Raw genomic sequence first — 26779 nt, 5'->3', positions numbered from 1 at the left:
CTTGTTGTATTTGACGTAACCTCTGTGGGTGAAATCCATGGAATATCACCATCCCAATATTCTTTTACTGATCTGTCAGGAGTCCCCCGCCAACAACATCACAGTACTTTGTCAGCGGATTGCGGGTCCAGCCCTCCGGAATCACCTCACTCATACCCCAACTCCTTCAAGTACCCGCGCATCACCTTTTCGGCCTCTGCCACCTGCTCATCCAGTTCATTCAGCGACACTTTGTATTTGTCCCACCAGCGTTCCAGTTGGGCAATGATCTTGCCATCCACCTCACCCGCCATGTCCCGGATCTGTTCCCGCGTTTCAATGGCGGGATTGAACTCGTAATACGCCGCATCCCGTTTCACAAACACGGTCGATACATCAAAATCCTCCAGGATTTCCTCGCGCATATACTCGCTTTCCACTTCCCGTACCGGAATACCGCCATGCAGAATGGCCCGCACATCAAAAATCTCCGGTGGCGGTGAGGTATCGGCATAGCGCCGGATATTCAGGTTGTAGTCATTCTGGGCAATGTCCTCCAGGCTCACCACTTTGGAATACCGTTTAATCTCGGTATAGCCTTCAAACGTGGCTACGATCTTGTCAATATCAATCGGCCGCAGTTTGTTCTGGTTCTTGCCTTCCTCGTACTCCAGCTCACCATTGATGAACAGCACCTTGCCCCGGCGATCCGCGGGTTTGTTTTTGTTGATGATCAACAAACAGGCCGGAATACCGGTGCCATAGAACAGGGCCGAGGGCAGGCCGATCACGGCTTCCAGCAGGTCGTCGTTCAGCAGGCCTTTGCGAATCTCTTTTTCGCTGGACCCGCGAAACAACACGCCATGCGGCATCACCACGCCCATCATGCCTTCGCTGTTCAGGCTGGCGATCATGTGTTGCACAAAGGCCAGGTCGCCGGCATCTTTGGGCGGGGTGCCATAGGGGAAGCGCCCGAAGGCATCGTTGTCGGCTTCTTCTTTACCCCACATTTTCAGGCTGAAGGGTGGGTTGGCAATCACCCGGTCAAACGTCATCAGTTCGCCCTGCTGGGTATGCTGCGGTTCGCGCAGGGTGTCCCCTTGCGGATATCCGCGCTGTACACGCCATGCAGGAACATGTTCATCTTGCAGATGGCCCAGGTATTCAGGTTCATTTCCTGACCAAATAATGACAGGTTGGCCGGGTTCTCACCGTGGCTGGCCAGGTAGTTGCGGGTCTGGATCAGCATGCCGCCTGAACCACAGGTGGGGTCATACACCCGCATGCCGGCGGTAGGTTTCAACAGGGCCACCAGCAACTGAACCACTTCGGATGGCGTATAGAATTCGCCGCCTTTCTTGCCGGCGCTGTCGGCAAACATTTTGATCAGGTATTCGTAGGCCGTACCCAGCAGGTCAGGGCGCTCGAAATCGCCATTACGCAAGCGGTAGCGGCTGAAGTGGCTGAGCAGGTCGCGCAGTTTCTTGTCGGACAGCTTGTTCTTGATGTTGAAGTCAATCGAGACCAGCACGCCTTCCAGTGACGGGTTGTGTTCTTCAATGGCTTCGGTGGCCTTGTTCAGTTCGGCACCGATGTCGTGCTTCAGGTCTTTCAGGGCCTCCCAGCGGGCCGTTGGGGGAATGTAGAAGGTTTTGTCGTACTCGTCTTCGTCGTCGGCCAGTGCACCGGCCTGTTCCGGTGTCTTGCCTTTGTCCAGATAATACTGAACTACGTTTTCCCGAGCCTCGTCGAACGCATCCGACAGGCGCTTCAGGAACATCATGCCGAAGATGTAGTCCTTGAATTCGGACGCATCCATGTTGCCGCGCAGAATGTCGGCGGCTTCCCATAAAAGGATTCAAGTTGCTGCAGGGTAACGGGTTGGGTCATGCCATGGGTTCCGGGTAATGCGGGCGCTCGCTGGCGCAGTGGGCGAGGTCAAAGGCCTCGATCATACCGGGGGATTTTGTGGGGTATCAGCGGATGTGTCAAATTTTGATACAAGCGGGGATTCGGGGTTGACTGAAATGGTCGCACTGTGGCGATGTCGTCAAGCTTTCGCCGGTAAACTAGGGATGGGTGTGTATTCCCAGATAACAAAAGCTCTGTAAAACTTTGCCCGATTCATTTTTTCCTTGGCCGTCTCAGGAGACACGCTTTAATGATTACGCAAGAACAACTTGCCACGCTGATGGCGGATCTGGAAAGCGATCGTGTTGAGCGTACAGAATCCATTGGCAAAACGGACAAATTTTGCCAAGCCGTGTGTGCTTTTGCCAATGATCTATCGAATCACAGGCAACCCGGGTATCTGGTGATTGGCGTTGATAAGAATGGTAGGCCTACCGGTATCGAGATTACCGAACAGTTGTTGGAACAGTTAGGCGCCTTACGCTCTGATGGAAACATCCAACCTTTACCTGTTATTTCTGTGGCAAAAATGGCCCTTCAAGGTACCGACGTTGCCGTGGTGGAAGTGCAACCATCCGATTTGCCCCCATTGCGTTACAAAGGTCAGGTCTGGGTTCGTGTCGGGCCACGAAAGGCGACTGCCAACGAGCAGGAAGAACGCATACTGACTGAGAAGCGAATCTCAAAAGCTCGAAGTTACGATGCGAGTCCCGTTGGCGGGGCGGAAATAAGTGATATTTCAACTTTGCAATTCCAGGTTTACCGGCAAGAGGTGATCGATCCGGAAGTCATCGCGCTTAACCACCGATCACTGGAAGATCAACTGGCTTCGCTACGGTTCTTCGATAGTCGGCATCATGTACCGACTGTCGCCGGCATGCTGTTGTTTGGCAAAAATCCCCGATTTTATTTGCCTGGAGCGTATATCCAGTTTTTGCGACTGCCTGATACGACCTTGACGGACAGGCCGGATGATGAGGCGGAGATTTCCGGCGATTTGCTTGGGGTTTTGCGAGAAGTCGAAGTTCGAATCAAGGCCAATAATCACAAGCGTCCCGAGTCAGCCTCGGTACTGCGCGAAATAAGCATCTCTGACTACCCTGAAGTGGCTGTCAGGGAAATTTTGCTTAACGCCATCATGCATAGGGATTATCAGTCCAATACCCCGGTCAAGCTTTATTGGTTTTCAGACCGCATAGAAATCCACAGTCCCGGTGGTCTCTATGGTGAAGTGACCCCAGAGACCCTTGAAAAGCGCAGCAGCTATCGTAATCCGGTGCTTGCTGAGGCGATGAAGGCTTTGGGCTATGTCAACCGTTATGGTTATGGTATTCAGCGGGCAAAGGCAGCGATGCAAAAAATGGTAATCCGCCCATCAAATTCGAAGTGGATGACCGAACCTTTTTGGCGGTTTTGCCAGGGAGACTAGATTGAAAACCATAGCATTCTTCAATAACAAGGGTGGGGTAGGCAAGACTTCTCTTGTTTACCATCTTGCGTGGATGTACGCCGATCGAGGGATCCGCACTTTAGCCGTTGACCTTGATCCACAGGCTAATCTCAGCGCGATGTTTTTGGATGAGGAACGGTTGGCCGGCTTTTGGGAGGGCAGCGGTCAGACCACCATCTATGAAAGCCTGTTGCCTTTGATGAATCGCACGGGTGACATTGTTCCACCCCATGTGGAACAGGTGGCTGAACGTCTGGGGTTAGTGTGCGGGAACCTGGCGCTTTCACGCTTTGAGGACTTGTTATCCGAAAATTGGCCCAAGTGTCTCGATGGACAAGAGGCCGCTTTCAGGGTGATCACTGCATTTCACCGGATCATCGAGCAGGCGGCAAACGCACACTCGGCGGATTTGATTTTAGTAGACGTTGGTCCGAACCTGGGTGCCATCAACCGTTCCGCCCTGATCGCTTCAGAGCAGGTAGTGCTGCCACTGGCACCTGATTTGTTTTCCCTGCAGGGCCTGAAAAACCTTGGGCCCTCTTTACGTGAATGGCGTAAGGGTTGGGAAAAGCGTCTGGGCGAGTTGCCCGCATCTTCCCGCATATCAGTGCCTTCGGGCAAAATGATGCCAGTGGGTTATGTGGTCATGCAACACGGTATCAGGGACAGTCGCCCTGTGAAGGCCTATATGCGTTGGATGGATCGCATCCCTTTTGTATACCGGGAGGCTGTTTTGCATGAAGCGATTTCTGGCCATGTGCCGTCGGTTGCGACCGATCCATGTTGCCTTGCCCAACTAAAGCACTACCGAAGCTTGATGCCGTTAGCCATGGAAGCGAATAAGCCTATGTTTTTCCTTAAGGCGGCAGACGGTGCCATTGGTGCGCACGTCGAGGCTGTTCGTTCTTGTTATCAGGATTTTTTCAATTGGCGACGCGCATCGCCAGCCATGCCGGAATTCATGTGCCTTGATCAGTAAACAGATTTGCCCCAAGCGACGCGATGGCGTGATTAACTGAGCCCCAAGATCCCCATAGCCCCTGGAACCCAAACACAAAGGCCGTCTCTGCAAAACAGAGGCGGCCTTTAAATTTGGTGCCCGGGGCCGGAATCGAACCGGCACGCCTTGCGGCGGGGGATTTTGAGTTTGCGTTTGACAGTGTTTGTACAGAGAAAAAGGGCGAAGCTGAGCGTAGGTTGAAATAGGTAAAAGTAATTGTTAATCAGTGGGTTAGCGTAGTTTAAAGAAAATCGGAAGAACTGGTGAGTGTACCTGTACTGTACCGAATTCCTAGGGTGTAGGTACAGTTTGGTGCAGCTGGGTTGCCTCGTTCTGCCGGCTGATTGTTGGCAACAACATGATACCGTTGGCCGTTCCTCGGGCTTCAGGCTATCATGGCCGTAGTTGCCTTGTAACGTCATGGCTGCACAAGCCAAAATATCAGGTAGCTAATCGTTTGGAGAAAATGATGCCAGCAGGAACCAAAAACACAGCCATTCAGGAGAGTGATATCCCAAGCCTTGCCAAGGAGGCTGTTCAAAAGGCGTATCGTCACGCATTGAAATCAGGCAGCAGTGTGCTTGAGGTCGTGGACGGGAAATTGGTTAGGTCGAATCCTGATCATTCCAGTACTACTCTCAAGACTTTGAGGCCTGGCAGGGCCGTCACCCCCGGTACAAAAATTAGCCTCAGGAAGTAGATTTCGTGCCACGATTGCGTATGTTTGCCGGCCCGAATGGGTCAGGTAAAAGCACCATGAAGGAAGTGATTCCGCAAGAGCTGCTCGGCGTGTATGTCAATCCAGATGAGATAGAAAAAGCATGGCGACAGTCTGGTTGCATTGATTTGTCCATGTTCAAGGTGCGCGTTGATGCTGAAGAGGTATTGGCCTTTTTCATGAAGTCTACCTTTCTGGCGAATGCAGGGTTCTCTATTGCGGTTTCTCAGCTTCGTTTTGACGATAACCGGCTATGTCTTGACCCTGAGTTGGTCAATTCTTATTTCGCCTCTGTCGTATCCGATTTTATTCGCCACAAGTTGCTAGAGCAGAAAATTGACTTCACTTTCGAGACGGTGATGTCGTCAGCAGACAAGGTCGATTTTTTGCATCTTGCTAAGGCCGCTGGGTTTCGGGTTTATCTTTACTATGTAGCGACGGAAGATCCGGAAATTAATATTTCGCGGGTACAGTACCGCGTGAAGATGCATGGGCACGATGTGCCTGAGGACAAGATCGTTGAGCGCTACTTCAGATCTCTTGACCTGTTGGTGAATGCAATTCGTCTTTCAGATAGAGCGTATATTTTCGACAACTCCAGCCAGGATCGGATTTGGCTGGCGGAAGTGACTGATGGGGCCGAATTGGAGTTTAAAACTGATTTGGTGCCCCATTGGTTTGAGGAGTACGTTCTCGACAGGTTAAGTTGAGGACGTATGCCAGAGTTTATGTGGCCTGTGCCTTGATTTTTTCGTCTACACGAACATGAACCATGCTGGTGGTTGCCATGAGAACCACCAGTTGAGTTTGTTTGTTTGCGTTGAGTCAGTGCTCTTGTGCCCATATTGGGTCTTATCGTACCCAGATTGGGTTTTTCTAGACACTACAGGCTTTCGCTTTTCCACCGAGATAACGCACTTCATAGTGCGTGCTTCGGCCGCCGGCCGTGGCTTTCTGCAGCACATTGTGTTGCAGTAGTTCCGTAATATCCCGAAGGGCTGTGTCTTGCGAGCATTTGGCAAGCGTTGCCCACTTAGTCGGCCCTGAACAATCCCCGTAACCCGCATAAACATTGAAGATTGGGGCAATTTCCGATACCCGGAACTCCCGGTTTGTTGTCCAATAGAGGCTATTTTCTGGGAGTTTTATTTCGATGTTTGCCTGCCCTGCCACCGATGATTTTTTCCGTTCTCGCATTGATCAGATGATTGACCTGCGTCATCCGTTGGCGGTGTTGTCCTCGCGCATGCCATGGCAAGAACTTGAGGCTCGGGTGGCACACCTGTTCGTTCGTAAAGCGCACGAAGGGGTGGCGATGCCGGACCTGGATTTGTTTGGTGAGAAGCCGCAACGTCAGGCCTCGCGCAGCAATGCCGGTCGTCCACGTGTGCCGCTTCGGATCATGATTTCGCTGCTGTATCTGAAGCATGCGTTCAACGAATCGGATGAGGGCGTGGTTGAGCGTTGGGGTGAAACCCCAACATGGCAGTTCTTTGCGGGTCAGGCGTATTTCGAACACCACCGTCCCTGCGACGCCACCACGCTGGTGAAGTTTCGCAAGCTGTTGGGCGAAGAAGGGGTTGAAGAGTTGCTGGCACAGACCATCAACGTGGCCGTCGAACTCAAGCTGATCAAGCCCCAGGAGTTGAGCCGCGTGATTGTGGACAGCACCGTGCAGGAGAAGGCGATTGCACACCCCACGGACAGCCGCCTGTTAGAGACCGCGCGGATCAAACTGGTGGACGCCGCCAAAGCGGTGGGCATTTCGCTCAAGCAAACCTTTGCCAAAGAAGGCGCACAACTGAGCCGCCAGGCCGGGCGTTATGCCCATGCCCGCCAGTTCAAACGCATGCGCCGGGCGATTAAACGTCAACGAACCATTGTGGGTCGCTTATCGCGTGAGATGGATCGCAAGGCCAATGTGCTCGGTCAGGCGGTACGCGCCGCCCTGGATGAGGTCTTGAACAAGGCAAATCGTATCGCGGCCCAAAGCGCTCAGCGCAAGAGCGTCAAAGGCCAGCGCTAGCTGTACGCCTGGCACGCTCCGGAAGTCGACTGCATCAGCAAGGGCAAAGCGCGTCGGCCCTATGAATTCGGTGTCAAGGTCGGGATTGCCAGCACGTTCAAAGGCAATTTGATTGTGGGCGCGCGGGCATTTCATCGCAATCCGTACGATGGGCATACGCTCAACGAACAGCTGGAACAGGCGGTAATCCCCCATTTTTAGCAGTAAGCGGCAGTAGAACTATTTAAATATTTACTGGCTAATTTCTGTCGTGGGGTAATGCCGCCCAGTGCCATGTTTGGCCTTTCATTGTTGTAAGTCCAAAGCCAAGCGGTGGCACCGAGTTGAACTTCGTCCAGACTGCTAAACAGGTTTTGGGCCAGCCAATCATAACGCACCGTGCGGTTATAACGCTCGACATAGGCGTTTTGCTGCGGATTGCCAGGCTGGGTATGGATTAGCGTAATGCGTTGCCTGGCAGCCCATTGAAGCATGGTTTTGCCAATATATTCAGGGCCGTTGTCGCAACGTATACAGGCAGGTTTACCGCGCCACTCAATGATCTGATCCAGGGCCCGTGTTACGCGCTCTGCCGGCAAGGAAAAGTCCACCTCGATTCCAAGGCCCTCACGGTTAAAGTCGTCGACGACGTTCAGCAACCGAATCCCACGTCCATCGGTTAGCCCGGACTTTTCATCAGCCAAGTGATCCGAGCGTTTTTTGGCCGCTCTGGCTGGAGTCGTTCGCAGCGAAGACAAGATGATGGCGCGGATGGTGTTTTTGATGCCACAGGCGCAATTGCCCCAACCCCCATGGCTTTATAGCGTGCCGGGGACAGCACTTTTTCAGAACTACGGGGCCATGGCGTGTGCCGCGTGGGCGAACACGTGGCGCAAGGGATGGTGTGAGGCCAACAGGATTCGAACGCGCCGGGTATTGCGCACGATGGCCGCCCCGATCTTGAACAGTCGCACGCGGATGGTGGCGGCGCTGGCCCGTTCCAGTTCTGTGCCGCGCAAGGCCAATTCGCGCAGGCGCTGCATCAGGGTGTAGGCCAGCGCAGCCAGCAGCAGCCGGAATTGGTTAGCCGCAAATCGGTGGCAACTGGCGCGGGTGCCGAACAGGTCGAGCTGAGCTTCCTTGATGCGGTTCTCGGCCTCACCCCGGGCACAATACAGCTGGTCATACAGCTGTACCGCATCGGCCTCAGAACCCGCAATGTTGGTGACGACGAAGCGCGGGTTCACGCCCTGGGCGCCGTATTCCAAGCGGGTGAGTACGCGTCGCGGTCGGTTCCAGGAGGCGGCCGCATAGATGAATTCGCTGACCAGGCGCTGTTTGGACCCGGTGCGTCGGTAGTCACGCTCGAGTACCTGTTCGGCCAGTTTTACACGCGCCTGAAGGCGGGTGTTGCGAGCCAGTGCCGATGATGTACTGCACATTGGCCCGTTCGCACCAGCGCAGCAGCCGCTGACGACAGAACCCGGAGTCGCCCCGGATGATGATCTTCACCTGCGGCCAGACTTGACGCAGCCGCGTCACCAGCAGCCGCAGCACGGCCGACGCATGCCGGGCACCATCAATGCGGCTGGGTCGCAGCAGGCAGGCCAGCATCGACTGGCCGCAGAACACGTACAGCGGCAGGTAGCAGTGGTGGTCGTAATAGGCATGGAACTGTTTGAGTTCCTGTTCACCATGTAACGGGATATCCGAGGCGTCGACATCCAGAATCAACTCTTGGGGTGGGCTGGCAAAGCTGGCAATGAAGTGCTCGACCAGAACCTGATGCAGCGCCCAGGCATCGGCGCGGCTGGCACCGGTCTCGAGCCGACTGAGTGTGGGCGAGCTGGCCAGTGTCTGATCGCGCCCGACGGCCGTTTGCATCAACAGGTCCGAGCGCAGCGTGTCGTGATCGTTCAGGTCTTCGTAGCCGCAGCACAGGCCATACAGGCGCTGGGCGATGAGATCGCGCAGGCGGTGGCGAATCCGACCCCCGGCACGCCGATCGGTCAGGGCCTTGGCGGCCAGACGCGACAAACCGGTGCGTGCATCAATCTGTCGCAACAGCATCAGCCCGCCATCGGAACTGAGGTCTCCACCCTGGAAATTGGCCTGCAAATGACGGCGTCCAAGGCGCCCAAAGTTCAGCTCTTCAGTGGTACGATTTGGCATCGGCGCTACCTTCCCAAAATCTTGTTTCGCACCTCGATTTTATGCGGGCTTAAAGGTATGCGCCGATTCCTTTTGGTGAAATTTCCGGGTTAGCTGGTCGTGCATAAAATCGACGGACCAGACTTGATTGATATCCGTCGCCGTGCCCAGCGGATCCGGTCGCTCGCGCACCAGTCGCTTCTTGGGCTTAATGCGTAAATTCAGCTCCAGTTCACGATAGATGCGGTACACCCTTTTGTGGTTCCATGGGTAGCCTTTAATGTTGCGCAAATACAGGAAACATAAGCCAAAGCCCCAGTTGCGTTGGGCCGTTGTCAACCGTATCAGCCAGTCGGCAATGACCTCGTTTTCGTCGTTGTGTTTGGCCTGATAATGGTAGGCGCTTTCGCTGATGCCAAACGCCTGGCACGCCAGGCGGATACTGGATTTAAAGTGCTTAACGGCGTTTTGCGCCATCTCCTTGCGTCGAGATGGCGCTACCACTTTTTCGCAGCGCCTCCTGCACCATTTCAGCCTTCAAACGCTCTTCGGCATACATCTTCTTGAGTTGCCGGTTTTCGGCCTCAAGCTCCTTCAGACGTGCCATCATCGAGGTGTCCATGCCGCCGTATTTGGCGCGCCACTTATAAAACGAAGCGCTGCTCATGCCATGCTCACGGCACAATTGCGGCACGGGCGTACCCGCTTCAGCTTGCTTGAGGATCGCCATGATCTGGCTGTCGGTAAATCGAGATTGCTTCATTGTGTGAATTCCCTTGTAGTGGAAATTCTACCCTCGATCACTGCGGTTTAACGGGAGGATTACCACCCAGGTCCGGTATTTTTGAACCGAGCAAGTTTTCTGAGGGACATCGGCCGGTCAAAAAGTATGGATGCTTATGAATGGTTAGAACGGTCCATTAAGCGACTGTGCTTCGCCACTCTATGGATAAAAACTAAAAAATACTCTTTTCATCCAGATCACGACACAGGGGCCTTACACTTGATTATTGGCTTCGATCATGACTCTAAAAGCGGGGATTATCGTGTGTTCCTTGATCCCCGGCTCGCGCTCCTGTTCACGAATCACGAATTCACAAGAATTGATTGGGAACAAAGGCTTCGAATTTCGAGTAACAGGAATATGAGCAAGTTTTTACAAAGGTTGGTCGGTAGCAGTGCCGATGTAGATCAAGCGTATTCCCTCGAATTCCTTAAAAGCATTACTCGCTACGGTGGGCAGAATTCAAAGTTTGAGAAGAGTGTTCTGGAAGGTTTGGTTGAATTGGAACGGGTTGGTTTAGTCAGCAACCCACGTATTCAGGTGGGACGTGATGGGCGCAAATTTGCGCGGTGGTCTCGCTCCTATTCTATCGACAAGCGACGGGCGCTCAAGGTGAAGCGAGGTTTACCGGTTGTGAACGACTGCTTAAAAACGCGGTTATTTGACGGCGTTGGGGTGTTGAGCTGAGTTCTGGCCGTTGTGGTTTTCTGTTTTTTTCCGTTGACCAAGATACCCGGCGTCGAGCGCAGCAAGACGTCACACATCGCTGACGGCGTGTGGTGCGGGTAAGCTCGTGGGCTTTGGTCGGTTTTTGAGGGGATTGAGGCTGTGCGACAGGACGGCGATCGTGCACAATGGCATCGGCCTGTGGACAGGAGCAGGCGTGACATCGCCGTAAAGTTTGGACGCTTTCCGATGTCACGCCCCGTAACCTGACAATGACGACAGGGACGTTGCATGCGTAGTGTGTCACGAAGCGCGGCGCCTTGTCGAGCCCTCCATGGGACGGACCCATGGACATCGCTGCTCGACAATATCTTTGTGTGGCCTGCCGCAAACGCGTGGTGATCTGCACGTACTGTGATCGGGGTAACCGATACTGTTCTGAAGGGTGTTCGGTTCGTGCGCGCCAGACCTGTCTGCGTGCTGCCGCTCAACGCTATCAGACCAGCCTGCGCGGGCGCCTCAACCATGCCCGGCGCCAGCGCTGTTACCGGGCCCGCATGGCCAATAAAGTGACGCATCACGGTTCCCCCACCCCACCGGTGTCTGCTGAAGTCACACCTGAGCCGATGGTTGCGCCAGCGCACGGCCCGGATCAGGTGTGTTGCACCTGTTCGCGCCCCGTTTGCCGCTTTGTGCGACTGGAGTTTCTGCGCTGTCGCATCCGTCGTCGTGCTCAAACTCAACTTTGGAGCGTGACTACCGATGATTTCCCCTGAACGACAGGCGCAGGTCTTGCGTCTTTATCATGCTGAACGATGGCGCGTAGGCACCATCGCGACCCAGCTCAAACTTCACCGCGACACGGTCGCCCGGGTGCTGGCCCTGGCCGGTTTGCCACCGATTGCGCCGGCGCAACGTGCGTCCATGATTGATCCGTACATGCCCTTCATCCGGCAGACCCTGGAGACGTTTCCCAAGCTGACGGCCACCCGGCTTTACGAGATGGTGCGACAGCGGGGCTACCGTGGCAGTGCCAGCCGGTTTCGTCAGCAGATTGCACTGTGCCGGCCCCGGCCTGTCGCACAGGCTTACCTTCGCTTGCGCACCTTGCCCGGTGAACAGGCCCAGTCGGACTGGGGCCACTTTGGCCACATTCAGATCGGTCAGGCCCGACGCCCGCTCATGGCCTTTGTGATGGTGCTGTCCTGGTCGCGCAAGGTGTTCTTGCAGTTCTTTGTGAACGCCACCACGGCCAGCTTTGTGCGCGGTCACGTGGCTGCCTTCCAGGCCTGGCAAGGGGTGCCCAGAGTCGTGCTGTACGACAACCTCAAGAGTGCGGTGCTTGAGCGCCAGGGTGAGCTCATTCGCTTCAACCCTGAACTGCTGTCACTCAGTGCGTATTACCGCTTCGAGCCACGACCCGTGGCACCCGCCCGCGGCAACGAGAAGGGCGTGTCGAGCGGGCCATCCGCTACATCCGGGAGGCCTTTTTGCCGGGCGTCAGTTCGACAGCCTGGAGGATCTGAACACCCAGGCCCGTCTGTGGTGCGAACAGGTGGCCGGCCAGAGGCGTTGTCCCGAGGACACGACATTAACCGTCACCCAGGCCTGGATGCAGGAACGCTCGCATCTGCTGACGTTGCCCGAGAACCCGTACAACACCGAGGAGGTGCTGGCCGTTCATGTGGGCAAGACCCCGTATGTGCGATTTGACCTGAACGACTACTCGGTGCCGCACACCCACGTGCAACGCACGCTGAGCGTCAGGGCCAGCGCCGCCGAGGTGCGTATTCTGGACGATCAGGCGGTGATCGCCACTCACCCGCGTCACTACGGCCGTGGCCAACAATTCGAGCAGGCCGCCCACGTGGCCGATCTGATCCGGCACAAGCGGGCCGCCCGGCATCACCGGGCCAGTGACCAGTTGCTCAAGGCCCTGCCCGAATGCGCCACGCTGCTGACACGGGCCGCAGAACGGGGCGAACCCCTGGGCCGCACGGCCAGCACGCTCATGGATCTGTTGCAACGCTACGGGATCCATGAGATGCGCCACGCTGTCCAGGAGGCCATCGCCCGCGATGTCCCCCACCCCAATGCCGTACGACTGGCACTGGAACGGGCCCGCCATGCCCAACAAGCTCCGTTGCCGATCGGGGTCACGCTGCCCGAGCACATCAAACAACGTGACCGGATCGTGGTGCCGCATGCCCTGGCCGGTTACAACAACTTGCTGGGGGAGAGCCACGATGATCAACACTGAGGCCTTACTCAAACGCGCCCGGGAACTCAAATTGCATGGCCTGGTCAGTCGCTGGTCAGAATGCTCGCAGGCCGACTGGGTCGCCTCCTTGATCGAGTGGGAGGAGCAGGCACGAACGCGTCGCTCGCTGGAGCGGCGCCTGAGTGCGGCCCGCATCGGCCACTTCAAGCCCCTGAGCGACTTTGACTGGCAGTGGCCGACGCAGTGCGATCAATCGCTGATTGCCGAACTGATGACGCTGGAGTTTGTGTCCAGCGCCACCAACGTCATTCTGGTCGGCGCCTCCGGGCTGGGCAAGACCACGATTGCACAGAACCTGGCCTACCAGGCCGTGCTCAATGGCCACACGGTGCTGTTCACGACCGCCGCCCAGATGCTCGGGGACCTGGCGGCGCTGGACTCGGACTCGCTGCTGCGCAGGCGACTGCGTCAGTACGCGGCCCCCGATCTGCTGTGCGTGGACGAGGTCGGTTACCTGTCGTACTCCAACCGCCATGCCGACCTGCTGTTTGAGCTGATCAACCGTCGGCACGAGAAGAAGAGCACCATTATCACGACCAACAAAGCCTTTGCCGAGTGGTCCGAGGTGTTTCCGAATGCAGCCTGCGTGGTGGCCTTGATTGACCGACTGGTTCACCATGCCGAGATCGTCCCGATTCAAGGCAGCTCCTACCGCCACAAGGAGGCTCAGGAACGTACCGCACACAAACACACCCGCAAAAAGAAATCCGGAGTCCCATCATGAACGATCAACGAACGAGCATTGTGCACATGATCGACGCGACATGGACGCCTGAGCAGGCCGCCGCCGTCTATGAGTGCCTCAGTGCACTGACCGAAACCCTCCTGTCGCGCTACGGTATGCAAATTCATGAGTTCTACAAGCATGACCGGAGCACAGAACACGGCATCATGGGCCATGACGGCTTAATGGACGATCAACCCGAGCTGCCATTCTGAGGCCTGTTGAACGTTAAACCCCACAACCCTCATGCAAAGGGCAGCTTACGCTGCCCCTTTGCATTGGCTGAAACATGCTGACGCCGTCATTTAACGCCGTCAAATAACTGCGTGTTCTCGTAAGCGCCAACACCGGTGAAATAAGAGGCTGTGGAAAGTGAAATAAGTAGCTGTGGAAAGTGTAATAAGATACTTTTCTGGTGAAATAAGAAACTATGTGCCTGTTAAATTTCACGAAATATCAACAGCTTGTGGCTGACATTTGCCTTCTACCGGTTTTTACCACTTCCTACCTGTAATGCAGGATTGGGAAACGTTGTGTATGTGTATATGTTGGGTCCGGCGGTAGTTAGCCGCGTCCTGGTTAGTCCGCTGGATAGATCAGCGGGCTGGTCCACACGGTACCACCGGGACACTTCGAGAGTTCATCAGCGCGGCAGCAGCGTCGCGGCGAGCTTAATTTTCGCGTAGGCCTTGTTCTCTTCCTAAAGGCGAAAGGGTTACCTATTAGCCAAATGTAGCCGCTCAGCGTTGCAGCCTATCCAGCTTCCCTACCAAATCCTCAGCTCGCAAATGGGTGTACCGCTTCAGCATCTGCATAGATTTATGCCCACTGATTGCGGCAACCTCCTGATCGGACAACCCGGCCTCCACCAGCCGGCTGACCGCTTCATGCCGCAGATCATGAAAGCGAAAATCCGTCAGCCCGGCTGTTTTTTTGGCGTCTGTCCAGGCCTTATCAAAAAGGTAGGGTCGTCGCATGCCATTGCGCCCCGGCTCACCAAAGAAAACCAGATCCGTTTCATGAGGTCGCGTGGGGTTGTCTAGCGCGGCTTGAAACGCCGCCGTAGCAGCTTTGGTGAGCGGGACAGTGCGTTGTGATGAATTCTTCGTCATATCTAGCTTGACGACACGCTTTGTCAAATCTACCTGGCTAATACGAAGCCCGCTAATCTCCGACAGCCGCATGCCCGTTTCCAAGGCGATGCGCACGATCCAACTGAACATGGGGTTGGAGTAGGCATCCACGGCCGCGAGCAGTCGCTTGTTCTCTGCAGGCGTCAGCCGACGATTGCGGCCAGCTCCGGGAGCAGGGCGGCGAATCTGAGAGACGGGATTGAAAGGCAGACCCAATCCCCATTCTTTGATAGCGATGGTGAACAGGTGGCTGAGCAGCGCCAGTTCCAGGCGCACGGTGTTGTTGCTGCGCTGGACTGGCTTGCCGTTCTCGTCGGGATCGCCTGCCAGCCGCATGTCACGATATTGGGCGACAATGTCGGCGCTTAGGGCAGCCAAGGAATATTTCCCAAGATGCTTGAGTAACGGCTGTGCTTTTTTGTACTCGGCGATGCGTGTGGATTCGCGTTTGGTGGGCGTGACTTCGCGAAGGTAGCGGGTTAGGGCTGACTCAAGGGTTGTCCGCTCACCTGGAGCTCGCTGGATATAAACCCCGCGAACCATTTCATCTTCGGTCCGGCGTGCCCAGTCTTCAGCGTCGCGTTTGGTTCGAAATGTTTTGGACGAAGTGGGCCAGCCCGTTTTGCGAATAACGGCTTTCCAAGTACCAGAAGGGGTTTTAACGATAGTAGCCATGCGTGCAAAAGCTCCAGAAGTACACTCGGCGCTTCGCCACTGTACCGAAACTGTACTTTGCTCGCAAACTTTGGGAATCCCCTAGTATCAGGGTAACTTTGAAAATCGCGCTAAGTTCTTGTAAAGACTAGGGATTTTAGAGTGGTGCCCGGGGCCGGAATCGAACCGGCACGCCTTGCGGCGGGGGATTTTGAGTCCCCTGCGTCTACCAATTTCACCACCCGGGCATTTGGGCTGGATCGGCAGCGCGAAGGGCTGCCGGGCAGAAGAACGCGATTATACGACGAATTTTAAACCTTTGCATGCGCCCACCCCACAACCACGAACAAGCGCCTTTTTGAAACCCAAACAGCCTCCTGGCAACCCCCATCTTGAAAACCCCGCAACAACCCCCATTTATCCGCAATCGGTCGTTATCGACCCCTGTAGGGCTGTCAAGCCGTTCACTGTTTAACCAAATTTAAAGGTGTTCCGTCATGAGTCAAACCGAAGCTGCTGCGCCTGCTGAAACCCTGGGTTTTCAGGCCGAAGTCAAACAGTTGCTGCATCTGATGATTCACTCGCTGTACAGCAACAAAGAAATTTTTCTTCGCGAACTGGTCTCCAATGCGTCCGATGCGTGCGACAAGCTTCGCTTTGAAGCCATCGACAACCCTGACCTGATGCAGGGCGATACCGACTTGCGCATCCGGGTTGAATACGATGCCGACAAGCGCACCATTACCATTTCCGATAATGGTATTGGCCTGTCGCGTGACGAGGCCGTGGCGAATCTGGGTACGATTGCGCGCTCGGGCACGAAAGAGTTTTTCTCCCGTCTTACCGGCGACAAGCAAAAAGACGCCAATTTGATTGGTCAATTCGGGGTGGGCTTTTACTCGTCATTCATTGTTGCCGACAAAGTGTCTGTGCTCAGTCGTCGCGCCGACGCCGAACCCACTGAAGCGGTTTTGTGGGAATCGGACGGGCAGGGCGAGTTCTCGGTATTGACGGTCGAAAAGGCTGATCGTGGCACGTCGATTACGCTGCATTTACGCGCCGATGAAGATGATTTTTAAGTGGCTGGAAACTGCGTGAGGTGTTGCGCCGCTACTCTGACCACATTTCGCTGCCGGTACAGATGCTCAAGGAAGAGTGGGACAGCGAGGCTTCCAAGCAGGTCAAGACCACCGAGTGGGAAACGGTCAACCAGGCCAATGCGCTCTGGACGCGCGCCAAGTCGGACATTACTGACGAGCAGTACAAAGAATTCTATAAACACGTTTCGCATGATTTTGATGACCCGTTGGCCTGGACACATAACCGTGTCGAGGGGCGCAGCGAGTACACCCAATTGTTGTACGTGCCCAAGCGGGCACCGTTTGACCTGTTTGACCGCGATGCGCGCCGTGGCGTCAAGCTGTACGTCAAACGGGTATTCATCATGGACGATGCCGAGCAGTTGCTGCCGGCCTATTTGCGTTTCGTGCGCGGGGTCATTGACTCGGCCGATTTGCCACTGAATGTGTCGCGCGAGATTTTGCAGGAAAGCCGTGATGTGCGCTCGATTCGCGAGGGTTCGACCAAGCGTATTCTGTCGTTGCTGGAAGACCTGGCCGAAAACAACGCCGAACAGTACGCCGAGTTCTGGGAGCAGTTCGGGCAGGTGATCAAGGAAGGCGCGGGTGAAGATGCGTCCAACAAAGATCGCATTGCCAAGCTGCTGCGTTTTGCGTCCACCCATACCAACAGTGCCACACAAAACGTGTCGCTGGCCGATTATGTGGGCCGCATGAAAGAAGGCCAGGACAAAATCTACTACGTCACGGCAGAATCGTTCGCTGCTGCCAGCAACAGCCCGCACCTCGAGATTTTCCGCAAGAAGGGGCTCGAGGTTCTGCTGATGTCCGATCGTGTGGATGAGTGGATGCTGTCGTTCTTGCGCGAGTTCGAAGGCAAGGCGCTGGTGTCGATTGCCAAAGGGGGCTTGATCTTGACGCGTTGGCCGACGAAGACGAAAAAACGTCAGGAAGAGGTCTCGGAAACCTTCAAGCCGCTGGTTGAGCGCATGAAAACCGCATTGGCCGATCGGGTCAAAGATGTGCGTGTGACGTTGCGCCTGGTTGATTCACCGTCGTGCGTGGTGGTGGACGCCAACGAGTTGAGCCCGCACTTGTTGCGCATGCTGCAGGCGGCCGGGCAAGAGGCGCCCGAGGTCAAGCCGATTCTTGAAATCAACCCTGAACACGCCCTGATCGGTCGCGTTCAGGATGCGTCGGAAGAGGACTTCGCCGAGTGGTCGCAGTTGTTGCTGGATCAGGCCATGCTGGCCGAAGGCGGGCAGCTGAAAGATTCGGCGTCGTTCGTCAAACGCATGAACAAGTTGCTGCTGAAAGCGGCCGGCTAATTGACATCTGCCTCGCTCTGAACAGCGGGGCTTGTCGCGCACTGAGTCAGTGGCGGCAGTTGCCGCAACAGCCAGCGCGTTTCGCGCGCGTAGCGGCGCCAGTTGAACTGTGGCCCCGGGTCGGTTTTCCGGCCCGGGGCGATGTGTTCATGGCCCCTGACAGCGGTTAGCGGATGGCGCACCCGTAGCGCCAGGGTCAGGTGTTTCAACGCGTGATACTGCGCGTCGGTATACGCCTCGTGGTCGGTGCCTTCAAGCTCGATACCGATTGAAAAATCATTGCAGGCGCTACGCGTGTTGAATGTGGATACGCCGGCATGCCAGGCCCTGTGCCGTGTGGAGACAAACTGGATGATTCCGCCGTCGCGCCGTATCAGGAAGTGGGCCGATACCTTGACCCCTTTTATATGCTCGAACCAGGGGTGGCTGTTGGTATCCAGGCAGTTTTGGAAAAAATCGATGATTTCCGGCCCACCGTACTGACCGGGTGGCAGGCTGATGTTATGCAGCACCAGCAGGGTTGGGTCTACCCCTTTGGGGCGTTTGTTATGGTTGGGTGAAGGTTTGCGCTGGACCCGGCTGTGGGGTGTCAGCCATCCCTGCCGGTCAAGCTTCAGACCGGTCACTGACGCAGCCCCAGTTTGGCGTGCTCGGTGCTGCACCAGGTTTTTCCGTCAGAAAGCACCGCTTCTGAACGTGGCATATGAATGCCGCAGTGGGCGCAGCGCACCATGGGTTCTGCGTTGGTGTCGCTGCCTTTGACGGCGGCTGAGCCGTCTGAACGGGTTGGCGGTGCGGTAGGCGGGGTATTGTTTTTGCGATTGTGTGCGGCCAATAGGCGGGCGGCAAACAGCGCGCCCAGAATCACGACAGCCCAGAACAGAAATTTTCCCATGTCAGCCTCGTGCAAGAATGACGTCAATGACAAAGCGGCTCCCGGTGTAGGCCAGGACCACAAAGGCGAAGCCGGTCAGGGTCCAGCGCAGGGCCAGTCGGCCGCGCCAGCCCCGTATGTGACGACCCGCCAGCAGCAGTGCGAACGTCAGCCACGACAGCACGGTGAATACGGTTTTGTGATCGACCGGGAACAGTTTGCCGCTCAGGTTCAAGGAAATCATTGAGCCGGTGATCAGGGTCAGGGTCAGGGCGAAGAAACTGATCCAGACCAGGCGGAACAGCAGTTTTTCTTGAACCAGCAGAGGGGCATGACATCAAGGGCGTTGCTGAACCACCTGGCATGAGACGCTTGTTCGGAAGGTTTGTGAAGGTAGCGGTCAAGGGTTGCCATAAGAATGGATTGCAGGGCGGCAACCGTAACCAGGCCGTAGGCCATCAGGGCAATCAGCAAGTGAAGGCGTAAAAGTTCATTGCTGGCGTGAGCCACCAGATGGCCGACCGGGAAGATTGCCGCCATGGCGGTGGCCAATGCGCTGGCCGGGAGTAAAATGAGCAACAGGCCGTTGATGTTCAGTACCAGGCTTTCAAGCCAGAAAACCAGCATGCCCAGCCAGATGGCCACAGACAGTGCCAGTGCCCAACCTAAATACAGGCCGCTGGCGGGCAGCACCGACTGGTATAGTGCAATGCCATGCACAGCCAACGTGCCCAGCAGGCAAACGCGTTGCGTGTTGCTGGTACGTGTTGCAATGCGTCCCTGGCGCAAGGGGTGCCACATCAGGGCCGCCAGTGCGGCGTAGGCAAATGTGGCCAGGGTGTGAAATACAATGCCTTCAGACATAGTTCCTGCGTAGTGTGGTCAGGGCCTGGGGCATAATGCCCGGGGGCCATCATTTTAGACGGTATCCCAAGATACTAAACCAGTTTTCGCGAATCCATCGTCATGCTAGAAAATCTTACCCAGCGGCTTTCCCGCGTTGTTAAAACCATCAAGGGCGAGGCACGTCTTACTGAAGCCAACACCCAGGACATGCTGCGTGAAGTGCGCATGGCCCTGCTCGAGGCCGACGTGGCCTTGCCTGTGGTGCGTGACTTCATTGCGCGAGTCAAAGAGCAGGCCCTGGGTACAGAAGTCGCCGACAGTCTTAACCCGGGCCAGGCCCTGGTGGGTGTGGTTCATAAAGAACTGACGGCCTTGATGGGTGGGGCTGACGGCGACCTGGCCAGCGAGTTGTCGCTGGCGACACAGCCACCGGCCATCATTCTTATGGCCGGTTTGCAGGGGCGGGTAAAACCACGACTACGGGCAAGCTGGCCAAGTGGTTGGCCGAAGGCGGTCATACCGCCAAAGGCAAGAAAACCGGTAAAAGAAAACGCTGGTGGTCAGTGCTGACGTCTATCGTCCGGCGGCGATTGATCAACTGAAAACGGTGGCCAGTCAGGTCGGTGTCGATTTTTCCCATCCGATGGCTCGCAAAAGCCCGAAGACATTGCCCGTGCGGCGCTTGATCACGCGCGTCGACATCATTACGATGTGCTGATTGTCGATACGGCCGGTCGTCTGGGTATTGATGAAGACATGATGCGCGAAATTCGCGCCTTGTACGATTTGCTCAACCCGATCGAGACTCTGTTTGTGGTGGATGCCATGCAGGGGCAAGACGCGGTCAATGTGGCCAAAGCGTTTGGCGATACCTTGCCACTGACCGGGGTTGTATTGACCAAGCTCGATGGCGATGCCCGTGGCGGTGCCGCGTTGTCGGTGCGCCATGTTACCGGCAAGCCGTTGAAGTTCGTCGGGGTGTCTGAAAAACTCGATGGCCTCGAACCGTTCCACCCCGAACGCATGGCTCAGCGGGTGCTGGGCATGGGCGATATCGTGTCGCTGGTTGAACAGGCCCAGCGCAACATTGATATTGCCGAAGCGCAAAAACTGGCAACCAAGATCAAGTCAGGCGACAAGTTCGATCTGAACGATTTTCGTGATCAGTTGCAGCAGGTCAAGAAAATGGGCGACATGAGTTCCATGCTTGAAAAGCTGCCGGCCCAGTTCGCCCAAGCCGCCAGCCAGTTGCAAAGCGGTCAGGCTGAAAAGCAGTTGCGGCGTACCGAAGGCATCATTAATTCCATGACGCTCGCCGAACGCTCCAAGCCCGAATTGCTCAAGGCCTCGCGCAAGCGGCGCATTGCCGCCGGTGCGGGCGTTTCGGTTCAGGAAGTCAATCGCCTGCTGGCACAGTTCGACCAGATGCAGGGCATGATGAAGCAAATGAAAAAAGGTGGCATGGCCAAAATGATGCGCGCGATGGGCGGGCTTAAAGGCCTGGGCAAGGGCGGTTTCCCGTTCCGTTAAGCCTTCAGCCGCCGCCGACGGCCACTACAATTTCAATTTCGTCACCCTCGGCCAGCGTATGCTGGCCGTGCTGGCTTTTGGGGACGATGTCGCCGTTGCATTCGACGGCAATACGCTTGCCTTCATAGCCCAGAAAACGAACCAGGTCAGCGACCGTGCTGACGCTATCCAGTGTTTTGGGCTGGCCGTTCAATGTGATGTTCATGATGCGTTACGTTTGAAAATCAGGTCCCAGACGCCATGGCCCAGACGCAGGCCACGGTTCTCGAATTTGGTTAACGGGCGGTAATCGGGGCGTGGCGCATAACCTTCACAGGTGTTCTGCAGCAGGGGCTCATTACCCAGAACCTCCAGCATTTGTTCGGCGTAATTTTCCCAGTCAGTGGCGCAATGAAAGTACCCGCCAGGTGCCAGTCGGCTGGCCAGTAATTGCACGAACGGTGGCTGCAGAAGGCGGCGTTTGTGATGACGCTTTTTGGGCCACGGGTCGGGGAAGTACACATGCACCCCGGCCAGGGTGTCGGGGGCGATCATGTCGCGCACCACCTCGACGGCGTCGTGCTGGATGATGCGAATATTTTGCAGGCCTGTTTCGTCGATGCGTTTAAGCATGGCGCCAACACCCGCATTAAACACTTCAACCCCAGGAAGTTGTCATCAGGCCGGGCAGCGGCAATTTTTGCCGTGGTTTCACCCATGCCGAAACCGATTTCCAGAATAACGGGGGCCTTGCGGCCAAAGGCCTTTTCAAGGTTAAGTACGGCGGGCTTGTAGGTGATTGACCATTGGGGCATCAGCGCGTCGATGGCGGCTTGCTGGCTGGGTGTAATGTGGCTGCGACGATGCACAAAACTTTTGATATGGCCACCGCGCAGGGCGTCGATATCGACGGTGTCGGGGGTGGGTAGAGAGGTTTCAGGCATGGCGTCATTATCAGGCGGGCTAGTCATGCGCGCCATTATACTTGCGCTATAATGCACGCGCCGCGGGTGTAGTTCAATGGTAGAACGGCAGCTTCCCAAGCGTGCGACAAGCGTCGCGCATAGATAGCTAGTCTTCTCACGGCTTTAACAGTGAGGAACGTAGCATTTTTAGTTTTACCGCCTTTCGAGGTGGCTTTTAGAAGTACAGGGGCACTCGTGCGCCTGGTTTTTATGCGCGGCGGAAGCCGCATATGTAATTGTGCAGCGTTCTGGAAACAGAATGGCTGTACCAAGGGTTCAGCCCCTTGTAACCTAGGAGCAGTGCGTCGCTGGTAACGGCGGGGTGCGAAGCGCTCTGACAATGTAATCACCTCTCGGGGTACATCCTGCCCCGCGAGGGGCTTGGTGTGATTCTGGCAGTTGCAGCCGGATGAGATGCTAGGTTGAGTTGTACGGTTAACGAGAGTGAACCACATATAAACGTCGTCAAGCTGACAGAGCCAAATGCAACTGGGCTCTAGCCAAAATGGCATGTGACCGGATATTCGCCTGCTTGGTGCGGATACGCTGACATACGGTCTCCGGCGGAAGTGTGGAACCTAACCAACTCTGTTATATATGCGGAACTTGGTAAGCCCAATGGGGTGTCTGGCCTGTATGGCAGACAAGGAAGATCGCAAGATCTTCTGATACTTCAGTGGGTATAGGATTGTGGAAAAAGCGAATGCTTGTCTGTAATGGGCAAGATAGGGGATGAAACATGCCCTGACGTGAAAGCGTGCAGACTTCCACATGGTGACTCGTCGCAAGACGGTCTTGTAATTAGCACCCAAAGGGGCGACAATGCTCTCCCCTTCGGGGCAGAGTAGCGTCTATCCTTCTGGGATCGGGCGGGTGTAGTTTAATGGTAAAACTAAAGCTTCCCAAGCTTTCGTCGTGGGTTCGATTCCCATCGCCCGCTCCATACAACCGGAGGTTGATATGGACGCAATGCTTTTAATTGTGATGTCGCCTCCGCAACTTGGCAAAGCTGGCACGGTATTCCGTGGTCAGACGTAAACCAGGTTGTTGCGAGGTTACAGGCACGAATTGCGAAGGCAGCAAAAGCAGGCGAATGGCGTAAAGTCCGTTCACTGCAGCGACTCTTGGCCAAATCCACCAGCGCGAAAGCGCTGGCTGTGAGGCGCGTCACAGAAAATCGCGGTCGAAAAACTCCAGGTGTTGATCAGCAAACTTGGAGCACTCCTGAAGACAAATGGAATGCGGTCGTGAACCTCGGTATCAAGAGGTATAAACCACTTCCATTGCGTCGCATTTATATCCCGAAATCAAATGGTGGAAAACGCCCATTGGGTATTCCCACTATGCGTGATCGGGCCACACAAGCGCTGCATCTTTTGGCGCTTGACCCTGTGTCAGAAACAATCGGCGATACAGATTCTTATGGCTTCCGGCGTGAACGCGCCACCGCAGATGCAATCGAACAGGTGCGCAATGCACTTGGCCGAAAAGCTTCTCCGAAGTGGGTCATGGAAGGCGATATCAAAGGGTGTTTCGACAACATCAGTCATGAGTGGTTGCTTGCCAATGTCTGCATGGACAAAGGCATCTTGCGCAAGTGGCTGGCAGCAGGCTATGTGGATATGGGACGTCTGTTTCCAACCTTGGCAGGGACGCCACAAGGGGGAATTATTTCCCCGTATTGGCAAATCTTGCCCTGGATGGCCTGCAAAACGAACTTCAAACATTGTTCAGAACAGTGCGTGAAGCGCGTGAAGCAAAGGTCAATTTTGTGCGGTATGCGGATGACTTCGTGATTACGGCAAGCTCGAAAGAGTTTCTGGAAGAACGGGTTAAACCACTGGTCAGGAATTTTCTGACACACAGGGGGCTTGTATTGTCCGAGGAGAAAACCAAAATCACTCATGTGACAGAGGGCTTCGATTTCCTCGGCTGGACTGTCAGGTACCGAAAATCGATATTGCTCATCGAGCCATCGAAGAAAAATACCAAAGCATTCTTGAACAAGATCCGCACGACGCTCAGGGAAATGGGGTCTGTCAGGCAGGATGAAGTGATAGACAAACTCACCCCGATAATTCGGGGATGGGCCAACTACCACCGCTCGCAAATGGCGACTCGCACTTTCAACAAGTGTGATCACTATATATGGCAAGCACTGTGGCGCTGGGCGTGCCGTCGTCACCCTAACAAGGGGAAACGGTGGATCAAACAGCGATACTTCAAATGCCTGGATGGAAGAGACTGGCGTTTTGCCGTAAAGGATAAAGCGTTGCCATTCTTGAGTGAGTTCCGGAAACGGCCTCATACCAAGGTGATGTCTACGGCTAATCCTTACGACCCCGCGTGTGATGAGTATTTTTCCAAACGGCTCGGCCGCAAACTGGAATCAACACTCAGCGGACGTGGGCGGCTGCGTCGTCTCTGGTGGTGGCAGGAAGGACTCTGCCCCATGTGCGACCAACCGATCACCAAAGATACTGGATGGAATATTCATCACAGAATCCCACGGTCGGAAGGCGGTTCGGATAACTTTACCAATCTGGTGCTGTTGCATCCGAACTGTCACATGCAACACCATTCCAACGAACGCAGAGCAGCAAAATCTGAGAAATGTATCGAAAGGACAAAGTAACAGTTGATGCGAAGCTGGCGCGAGTTGTTTTAAAGTGGCCCGATCAGTAGCTTTTTCACAGACTCGGGTTACAGCCTTCCGCTTTCTATGGGGGTATTCATGGATTGGATCAGCTTTACGGCTATCACTGGTTTGACGGTGTTTATTGTCCTGCTCGGTGCATCGGTGCTCTATGCCCGATACACCCGAAAACAGGGCGCTGAACATGAAGAAAACACATCCGTGGATTTTCCCAAACGATAAGGGAGGCATTGGAAAAGCGACTGCTGCCGGCACGACTTTATTCAAAAAAGCGTGTTTCGTAGTTGCTTGAGCCGTATGCGGGGAAACTTGCACGTACGGTTCTTAGGGGAGGGGTGGCCGTGAGGCCATCTCCTTACCCGCCTTCATACGAGGGTTCGATTCCCTTCACCCGCTCCATACCGAATTCAGGCAGATTTTTAATCTGTAAACAAAAAGCCAATCCTCCTGGATTGGCTTTTTGTTTGGCCGGTCTTTGCCGGATTTTGCGCTACCTCCAGGCTGGCTAAAGGTCGGGTGACTGCAGCCCGAGCCCTGCGGGCTACCTCAGCCCCTTCGAGTCATAGCCCGCCCATGGCCAGATACTTCAGTTCCAGATATTCATCCAGCCCATGACGCGAACCTTCGCGGCCAAGGCCCGAGTGCTTGATGCCGCCAAACGGGGCGACTTCAGAGGACATCGAGCCCGTATTGATGCCCACCATGCCGTACTCCAGGGCCTCGCCAACCCGCCATACGCGGCCAATGTCGCGGGTGTAAAAGTAGGCAGCCAGCCCGTACTCGGTGTCGTTGGCCATGGCAATGGCCTGTTCTTCAGTATCAAAACGGAAGACTGCCGATACCGGGCCAAATATTTCCTGGCGGGCAATATCCATACCGGCTGTTGCATTGGCAAGAACCGTGGGGGTGAACCATAGTCCTTCAGGGGACAGGCGTTGGCCACCGGTAACCACGGTCGCCCCTTTAAGGGTGGCGTCGGCCACCAGGCGCTCTACCTTGGTGACCGCAGCATCATTGATCAGCGGGCCTTGCACAACGCCCTCATCAAGGCCGTTGCCAACCTTCAGGAGTGTTGTAGCGGCCGCCAGTTTTTCGACGAACGTATCGTAAATGCCGGCTTGAACCAGAAAGCGGTTGACGCAGATGCAGGTTTGTCCGGTATTGCGGTATTTCGCGGCAATGGCGCCTTTGACCGCCGCATCGATGTCGGCGTCGTCAAACACAATGAACGGGGCGTTGCCACCCAGTTCCAGCGACAGTTTTTTCAGGGTCGGGGCGCATTGTTCCATCAGCAATTTGCCGACCGGTGTTGAGCCGGTGAAGGACAGCTTGCGTACAATGGGGTTGCTGCAGAGTTCGGCACCGATGGCTTTGGCATCGCCCGTCACGATGTTGAACACGCCTGCCGGAATTCCGGCACGATGTGCCAGTTCGGCCAGGGCCAGCGCCGACAATGGTGTCAGTTCGGCCGGCTTGAGCACAATGGTGCAACCCGCCGCCAGCGCGGGGGCCACCTTGCGGGTGATCATGGCCGACGGGAAATTCCAGGGGTAATCGCCGCACACACACCAATCGCTTGTTTGATCACCACATACCGGGTGTTCGAGGCGGGTGACGGGATCACTTCGCCATAGGCGCGTTTGCCTTCTTCGGCAAACCATTCAATGAATGCCGCTGCGTAGGTGATTTCGCCCAAGGCCTCGGCCAGTGGTTTGCCCTGTTCCAGCGTCATGATACGTGCCAGGTCGGCCTTGTGTTCCAGCATCAGGGCGTGCCAGCGTTGCAGGTAGCGGCCCCGTTCTGCAGCAGTCAGGCTGCGCCATGCGGGCAGTGCGGCATTGGCGTCATTGATGGCCTGTGCTGTTTCTGCTCCACCCGCATCGGGAATCCGGGCCAGTACCTCTCCGGTTGCCGGGTTCACCACGTTCAGGGTGTTGCCGCTGTCAGCATCACGCCAATGCCCGTTGATGTAGCAACGTGTTTGCAGCAGCGAGGGGTCGTTCAGGTTCAGCGGATTGATATTCGGCATGGTGGGCTCCGGTAGTGACCGGGCCCGGGTGCCGGGA

Annotated in this window: 18 protein-coding genes, 2 tRNA genes and 10 pseudogenes; 18 read left to right on the top strand and 12 right to left on the bottom strand. The window is 55.7% G+C overall.

Annotated elements, in window-relative coordinates; genetic code table 11:
• Positions 1-146: 146 nt before the first annotated feature.
• Positions 147-1837 (bottom strand): annotated as a pseudogene (locus tag N7E01_RS04065) (type I restriction-modification system subunit M).
• 303 nt (positions 1838-2140) lie between these two features.
• Between N7E01_RS04065 and N7E01_RS04060 the strand changes: the two are divergent.
• From N7E01_RS04060 to N7E01_RS04045, 4 genes are all read left to right on the top strand, one after another.
• Complete coding sequence (locus tag N7E01_RS04060) at positions 2141-3319, top strand: RNA/DNA-binding domain-containing protein (protein ID WP_289174702.1); 1179 nt, start codon at positions 2141-2143, stop codon at positions 3317-3319.
• 1 nt (position 3320) lies between these two features.
• Positions 3321-4319, top strand: a complete 999-nt coding sequence (locus N7E01_RS04055; RefSeq protein WP_289174701.1) for a ParA family protein — start codon at positions 3321-3323, stop codon at positions 4317-4319.
• 726 nt (positions 4320-5045) lie between these two features.
• Entirely contained in the window at positions 5046-5768 is a 723-nt protein-coding gene (locus N7E01_RS04050) for an ATPase (protein ID WP_289174700.1), read from the top strand.
• 443 nt (positions 5769-6211) lie between these two features.
• Positions 6212-7084: an IS5 family transposase gene (locus N7E01_RS04045; RefSeq protein WP_289174699.1), complete on the top strand. Its 873-nt coding sequence runs from the start codon at positions 6212-6214 to the stop codon at positions 7082-7084.
• A gap of 197 nt (positions 7085-7281) precedes the next feature.
• On the opposite strand, the pseudogene N7E01_RS04040 reads toward N7E01_RS04045, so the two are convergent.
• The 3 pseudogenes from N7E01_RS04040 to N7E01_RS04030 all read right to left on the bottom strand — a co-directional run.
• A pseudogene (locus N7E01_RS04040) lies at positions 7282-7746 on the bottom strand (integrase core domain-containing protein); the annotation flags it as partial.
• Between the two features lie 168 nt (positions 7747-7914).
• A pseudogene (locus N7E01_RS04035) lies at positions 7915-9235 on the bottom strand (IS1380 family transposase).
• A gap of 90 nt (positions 9236-9325) precedes the next feature.
• Positions 9326-9977 (bottom strand): annotated as a pseudogene (locus N7E01_RS04030) (transposase); the annotation flags it as partial.
• A gap of 126 nt (positions 9978-10103) precedes the next feature.
• On the opposite strand from N7E01_RS04030, the gene N7E01_RS04025 reads away from it, so the two are divergent.
• The 6 genes from N7E01_RS04025 to N7E01_RS04000 all read left to right on the top strand — a co-directional run bounded on the left by N7E01_RS04025 (position 10104) and on the right by N7E01_RS04000 (position 13884).
• Positions 10104-10685 carry a hypothetical protein gene (locus tag N7E01_RS04025; RefSeq protein ID WP_289174698.1) on the top strand — a complete coding sequence of 194 codons (582 nt, stop codon included), beginning with the start codon at positions 10104-10106 and terminating at the stop codon, positions 10683-10685.
• A gap of 326 nt (positions 10686-11011) precedes the next feature.
• Positions 11012-11440: a hypothetical protein gene (locus N7E01_RS04020; protein ID WP_289174697.1), complete on the top strand. Its 429-nt coding sequence runs from the start codon at positions 11012-11014 to the stop codon at positions 11438-11440.
• On the top strand, positions 11427-12377 hold the full coding sequence (istA, locus tag N7E01_RS04015) for an IS21 family transposase (RefSeq protein ID WP_289174696.1): 951 nt from the start codon (positions 11427-11429) through the stop codon (positions 12375-12377). The genes N7E01_RS04020 and istA overlap by 14 nt, the downstream gene beginning before the upstream one ends.
• A complete protein-coding gene (locus N7E01_RS04010) occupies positions 12334-12924 on the top strand; it encodes a Mu transposase domain-containing protein (RefSeq protein WP_289174695.1) in 591 nt (196 codons plus the stop codon). The genes istA and N7E01_RS04010 overlap by 44 nt, the downstream gene beginning before the upstream one ends.
• Positions 12911-13669: an IS21-like element helper ATPase IstB gene (gene istB, locus N7E01_RS04005; protein WP_289174694.1), complete on the top strand. Its 759-nt coding sequence runs from the start codon at positions 12911-12913 to the stop codon at positions 13667-13669. The genes N7E01_RS04010 and istB overlap by 14 nt, the downstream gene beginning before the upstream one ends.
• Positions 13666-13884, top strand: a complete 219-nt coding sequence (locus N7E01_RS04000; RefSeq protein WP_289174693.1) for a hypothetical protein — start codon at positions 13666-13668, stop codon at positions 13882-13884. Before istB ends, N7E01_RS04000 begins: the two co-directional genes overlap by 4 nt.
• A gap of 525 nt (positions 13885-14409) precedes the next feature.
• On the opposite strand, the gene N7E01_RS03995 is transcribed toward N7E01_RS04000, so the two are convergent.
• Together N7E01_RS03995 and N7E01_RS03990 are read right to left on the bottom strand one after the other, a co-directional pair.
• Positions 14410-15477 (bottom strand): site-specific integrase, encoded by a 1068-nt coding sequence (locus N7E01_RS03995; protein ID WP_289174692.1) that lies wholly within the window; start codon positions 15475-15477, stop codon positions 14410-14412.
• A gap of 142 nt (positions 15478-15619) precedes the next feature.
• Positions 15620-15704, bottom strand: a tRNA-Leu gene (locus N7E01_RS03990).
• Between the two features lie 249 nt (positions 15705-15953).
• Between N7E01_RS03990 and htpG the strand changes: the two are divergent.
• A pseudogene (gene htpG / locus N7E01_RS03985) lies at positions 15954-17863 on the top strand (molecular chaperone HtpG).
• Here htpG and ampD read toward each other — a convergent pair.
• From ampD to N7E01_RS03970, 3 genes and pseudogenes are all read right to left on the bottom strand, one after another.
• Complete coding sequence (gene ampD, locus N7E01_RS03980; RefSeq protein WP_434089550.1) at positions 17860-18489, bottom strand: 1,6-anhydro-N-acetylmuramyl-L-alanine amidase AmpD; 630 nt, start codon at positions 18487-18489, stop codon at positions 17860-17862. The pseudogene htpG and the gene ampD overlap by 4 nt on opposite strands.
• A complete protein-coding gene (locus tag N7E01_RS03975; RefSeq protein WP_434089549.1) occupies positions 18486-18791 on the bottom strand; it encodes a PP0621 family protein in 306 nt (101 codons plus the stop codon). Before N7E01_RS03975 ends, ampD begins: the two co-directional genes overlap by 4 nt.
• Positions 18760-19601 (bottom strand): annotated as a pseudogene (locus N7E01_RS03970) (cytochrome C assembly family protein). Before N7E01_RS03970 ends, N7E01_RS03975 begins: the two are co-directional and overlap by 32 nt.
• Before the next feature lie 102 nt (positions 19602-19703).
• Here N7E01_RS03970 and N7E01_RS18380 point away from each other — a divergent pair.
• From N7E01_RS18380 to N7E01_RS18370, 3 genes and pseudogenes are all read left to right on the top strand, one after another.
• Positions 19704-20153 (top strand): signal recognition particle receptor subunit alpha, encoded by a 450-nt coding sequence (locus N7E01_RS18380; protein ID WP_350494931.1) that lies wholly within the window; start codon positions 19704-19706, stop codon positions 20151-20153.
• Positions 20140-20564, top strand: a pseudogene (locus N7E01_RS18375) (signal recognition particle protein); the annotation flags it as partial. The gene N7E01_RS18380 and the pseudogene N7E01_RS18375, both read left to right, overlap by 14 nt.
• A gap of 42 nt (positions 20565-20606) precedes the next feature.
• Positions 20607-21113, top strand: coding sequence for a hypothetical protein (locus N7E01_RS18370; protein ID WP_350494999.1), 507 nt, complete (start codon positions 20607-20609; stop codon positions 21111-21113).
• 4 nt (positions 21114-21117) lie between these two features.
• On the opposite strand, the gene thiS is transcribed toward N7E01_RS18370, so the two are convergent.
• Complete coding sequence (gene thiS / locus N7E01_RS03960) at positions 21118-21318, bottom strand: sulfur carrier protein ThiS (protein ID WP_289174690.1); 201 nt, start codon at positions 21316-21318, stop codon at positions 21118-21120.
• Positions 21315-22036 (bottom strand): annotated as a pseudogene (gene trmB, locus N7E01_RS03955) (tRNA (guanosine(46)-N7)-methyltransferase TrmB). Before trmB ends, thiS begins: the two are co-directional and overlap by 4 nt.
• Before the next feature lie 890 nt (positions 22037-22926).
• Between trmB and N7E01_RS03950 the strand changes: the two are divergent.
• From N7E01_RS03950 to N7E01_RS03940, 4 genes and pseudogenes are all read left to right on the top strand, one after another.
• Positions 22927-23000: transfer RNA gene (locus N7E01_RS03950), tRNA-Gly, on the top strand.
• Positions 23001-23076: 76 nt separating this feature from the next.
• Positions 23077-24315: pseudogene (locus N7E01_RS03945) on the top strand (group II intron maturase-specific domain-containing protein); the annotation flags it as partial.
• Positions 24316-24374: 59 nt separating this feature from the next.
• Positions 24375-24692: an HNH endonuclease signature motif containing protein gene (locus N7E01_RS18365; RefSeq protein WP_350494998.1), complete on the top strand. Its 318-nt coding sequence runs from the start codon at positions 24375-24377 to the stop codon at positions 24690-24692.
• A 99-nt stretch (positions 24693-24791) separates the two neighbouring features.
• Positions 24792-24935 carry a hypothetical protein gene (locus N7E01_RS03940; protein WP_289174689.1) on the top strand — a complete coding sequence of 48 codons (144 nt, stop codon included), beginning with the start codon at positions 24792-24794 and terminating at the stop codon, positions 24933-24935.
• 338 nt (positions 24936-25273) lie between these two features.
• Here N7E01_RS03940 and N7E01_RS03935 read toward each other — a convergent pair.
• A pseudogene (locus N7E01_RS03935) lies at positions 25274-26742 on the bottom strand (NAD-dependent succinate-semialdehyde dehydrogenase).
• Positions 26743-26779: the final 37 nt, after the last annotated feature.

Source organism: Neopusillimonas aromaticivorans (genome assembly GCF_030344915.1).
Classification (GTDB): Bacteria; Pseudomonadota; Gammaproteobacteria; order Burkholderiales; family Burkholderiaceae_B; genus Neopusillimonas; species Neopusillimonas aromaticivorans.
The sequence above is the reverse complement of the archived record's forward strand: the minus strand, read 5'-3'. Positions and strand labels throughout refer to the sequence as shown.

Coding starts and splice junctions, on each gene's coding strand:
- N7E01_RS18365 (WP_350494998.1), top strand. CDS start 24,375: ATGTCTACGGCTAATCCTTACGACCCCGCGTGTGATGAGTATTTTTCC.
- N7E01_RS03995 (WP_289174692.1), bottom strand. CDS start 15,477: ATGGCTACTATCGTTAAAACCCCTTCTGGTACTTGGAAAGCCGTTATT.
- N7E01_RS04060 (WP_289174702.1), top strand. CDS start 2,141: ATGATTACGCAAGAACAACTTGCCACGCTGATGGCGGATCTGGAAAGC.
- N7E01_RS18380 (WP_350494931.1), top strand. CDS start 19,704: ATGCTAGAAAATCTTACCCAGCGGCTTTCCCGCGTTGTTAAAACCATC.
- N7E01_RS18370 (WP_350494999.1), top strand. CDS start 20,607: ATGGCTCAGCGGGTGCTGGGCATGGGCGATATCGTGTCGCTGGTTGAA.
- N7E01_RS03940 (WP_289174689.1), top strand. CDS start 24,792: ATGGATTGGATCAGCTTTACGGCTATCACTGGTTTGACGGTGTTTATT.
- thiS (WP_289174690.1), bottom strand. CDS start 21,318: ATGAACATCACATTGAACGGCCAGCCCAAAACACTGGATAGCGTCAGC.
- N7E01_RS04000 (WP_289174693.1), top strand. CDS start 13,666: ATGAACGATCAACGAACGAGCATTGTGCACATGATCGACGCGACATGG.
- istA (WP_289174696.1), top strand. CDS start 11,427: ATGATTTCCCCTGAACGACAGGCGCAGGTCTTGCGTCTTTATCATGCT.
- istB (WP_289174694.1), top strand. CDS start 12,911: ATGATCAACACTGAGGCCTTACTCAAACGCGCCCGGGAACTCAAATTG.
- N7E01_RS04045 (WP_289174699.1), top strand. CDS start 6,212: ATGTTTGCCTGCCCTGCCACCGATGATTTTTTCCGTTCTCGCATTGAT.
- N7E01_RS04025 (WP_289174698.1), top strand. CDS start 10,104: ATGGATGCTTATGAATGGTTAGAACGGTCCATTAAGCGACTGTGCTTC.
- N7E01_RS04020 (WP_289174697.1), top strand. CDS start 11,012: ATGGACATCGCTGCTCGACAATATCTTTGTGTGGCCTGCCGCAAACGC.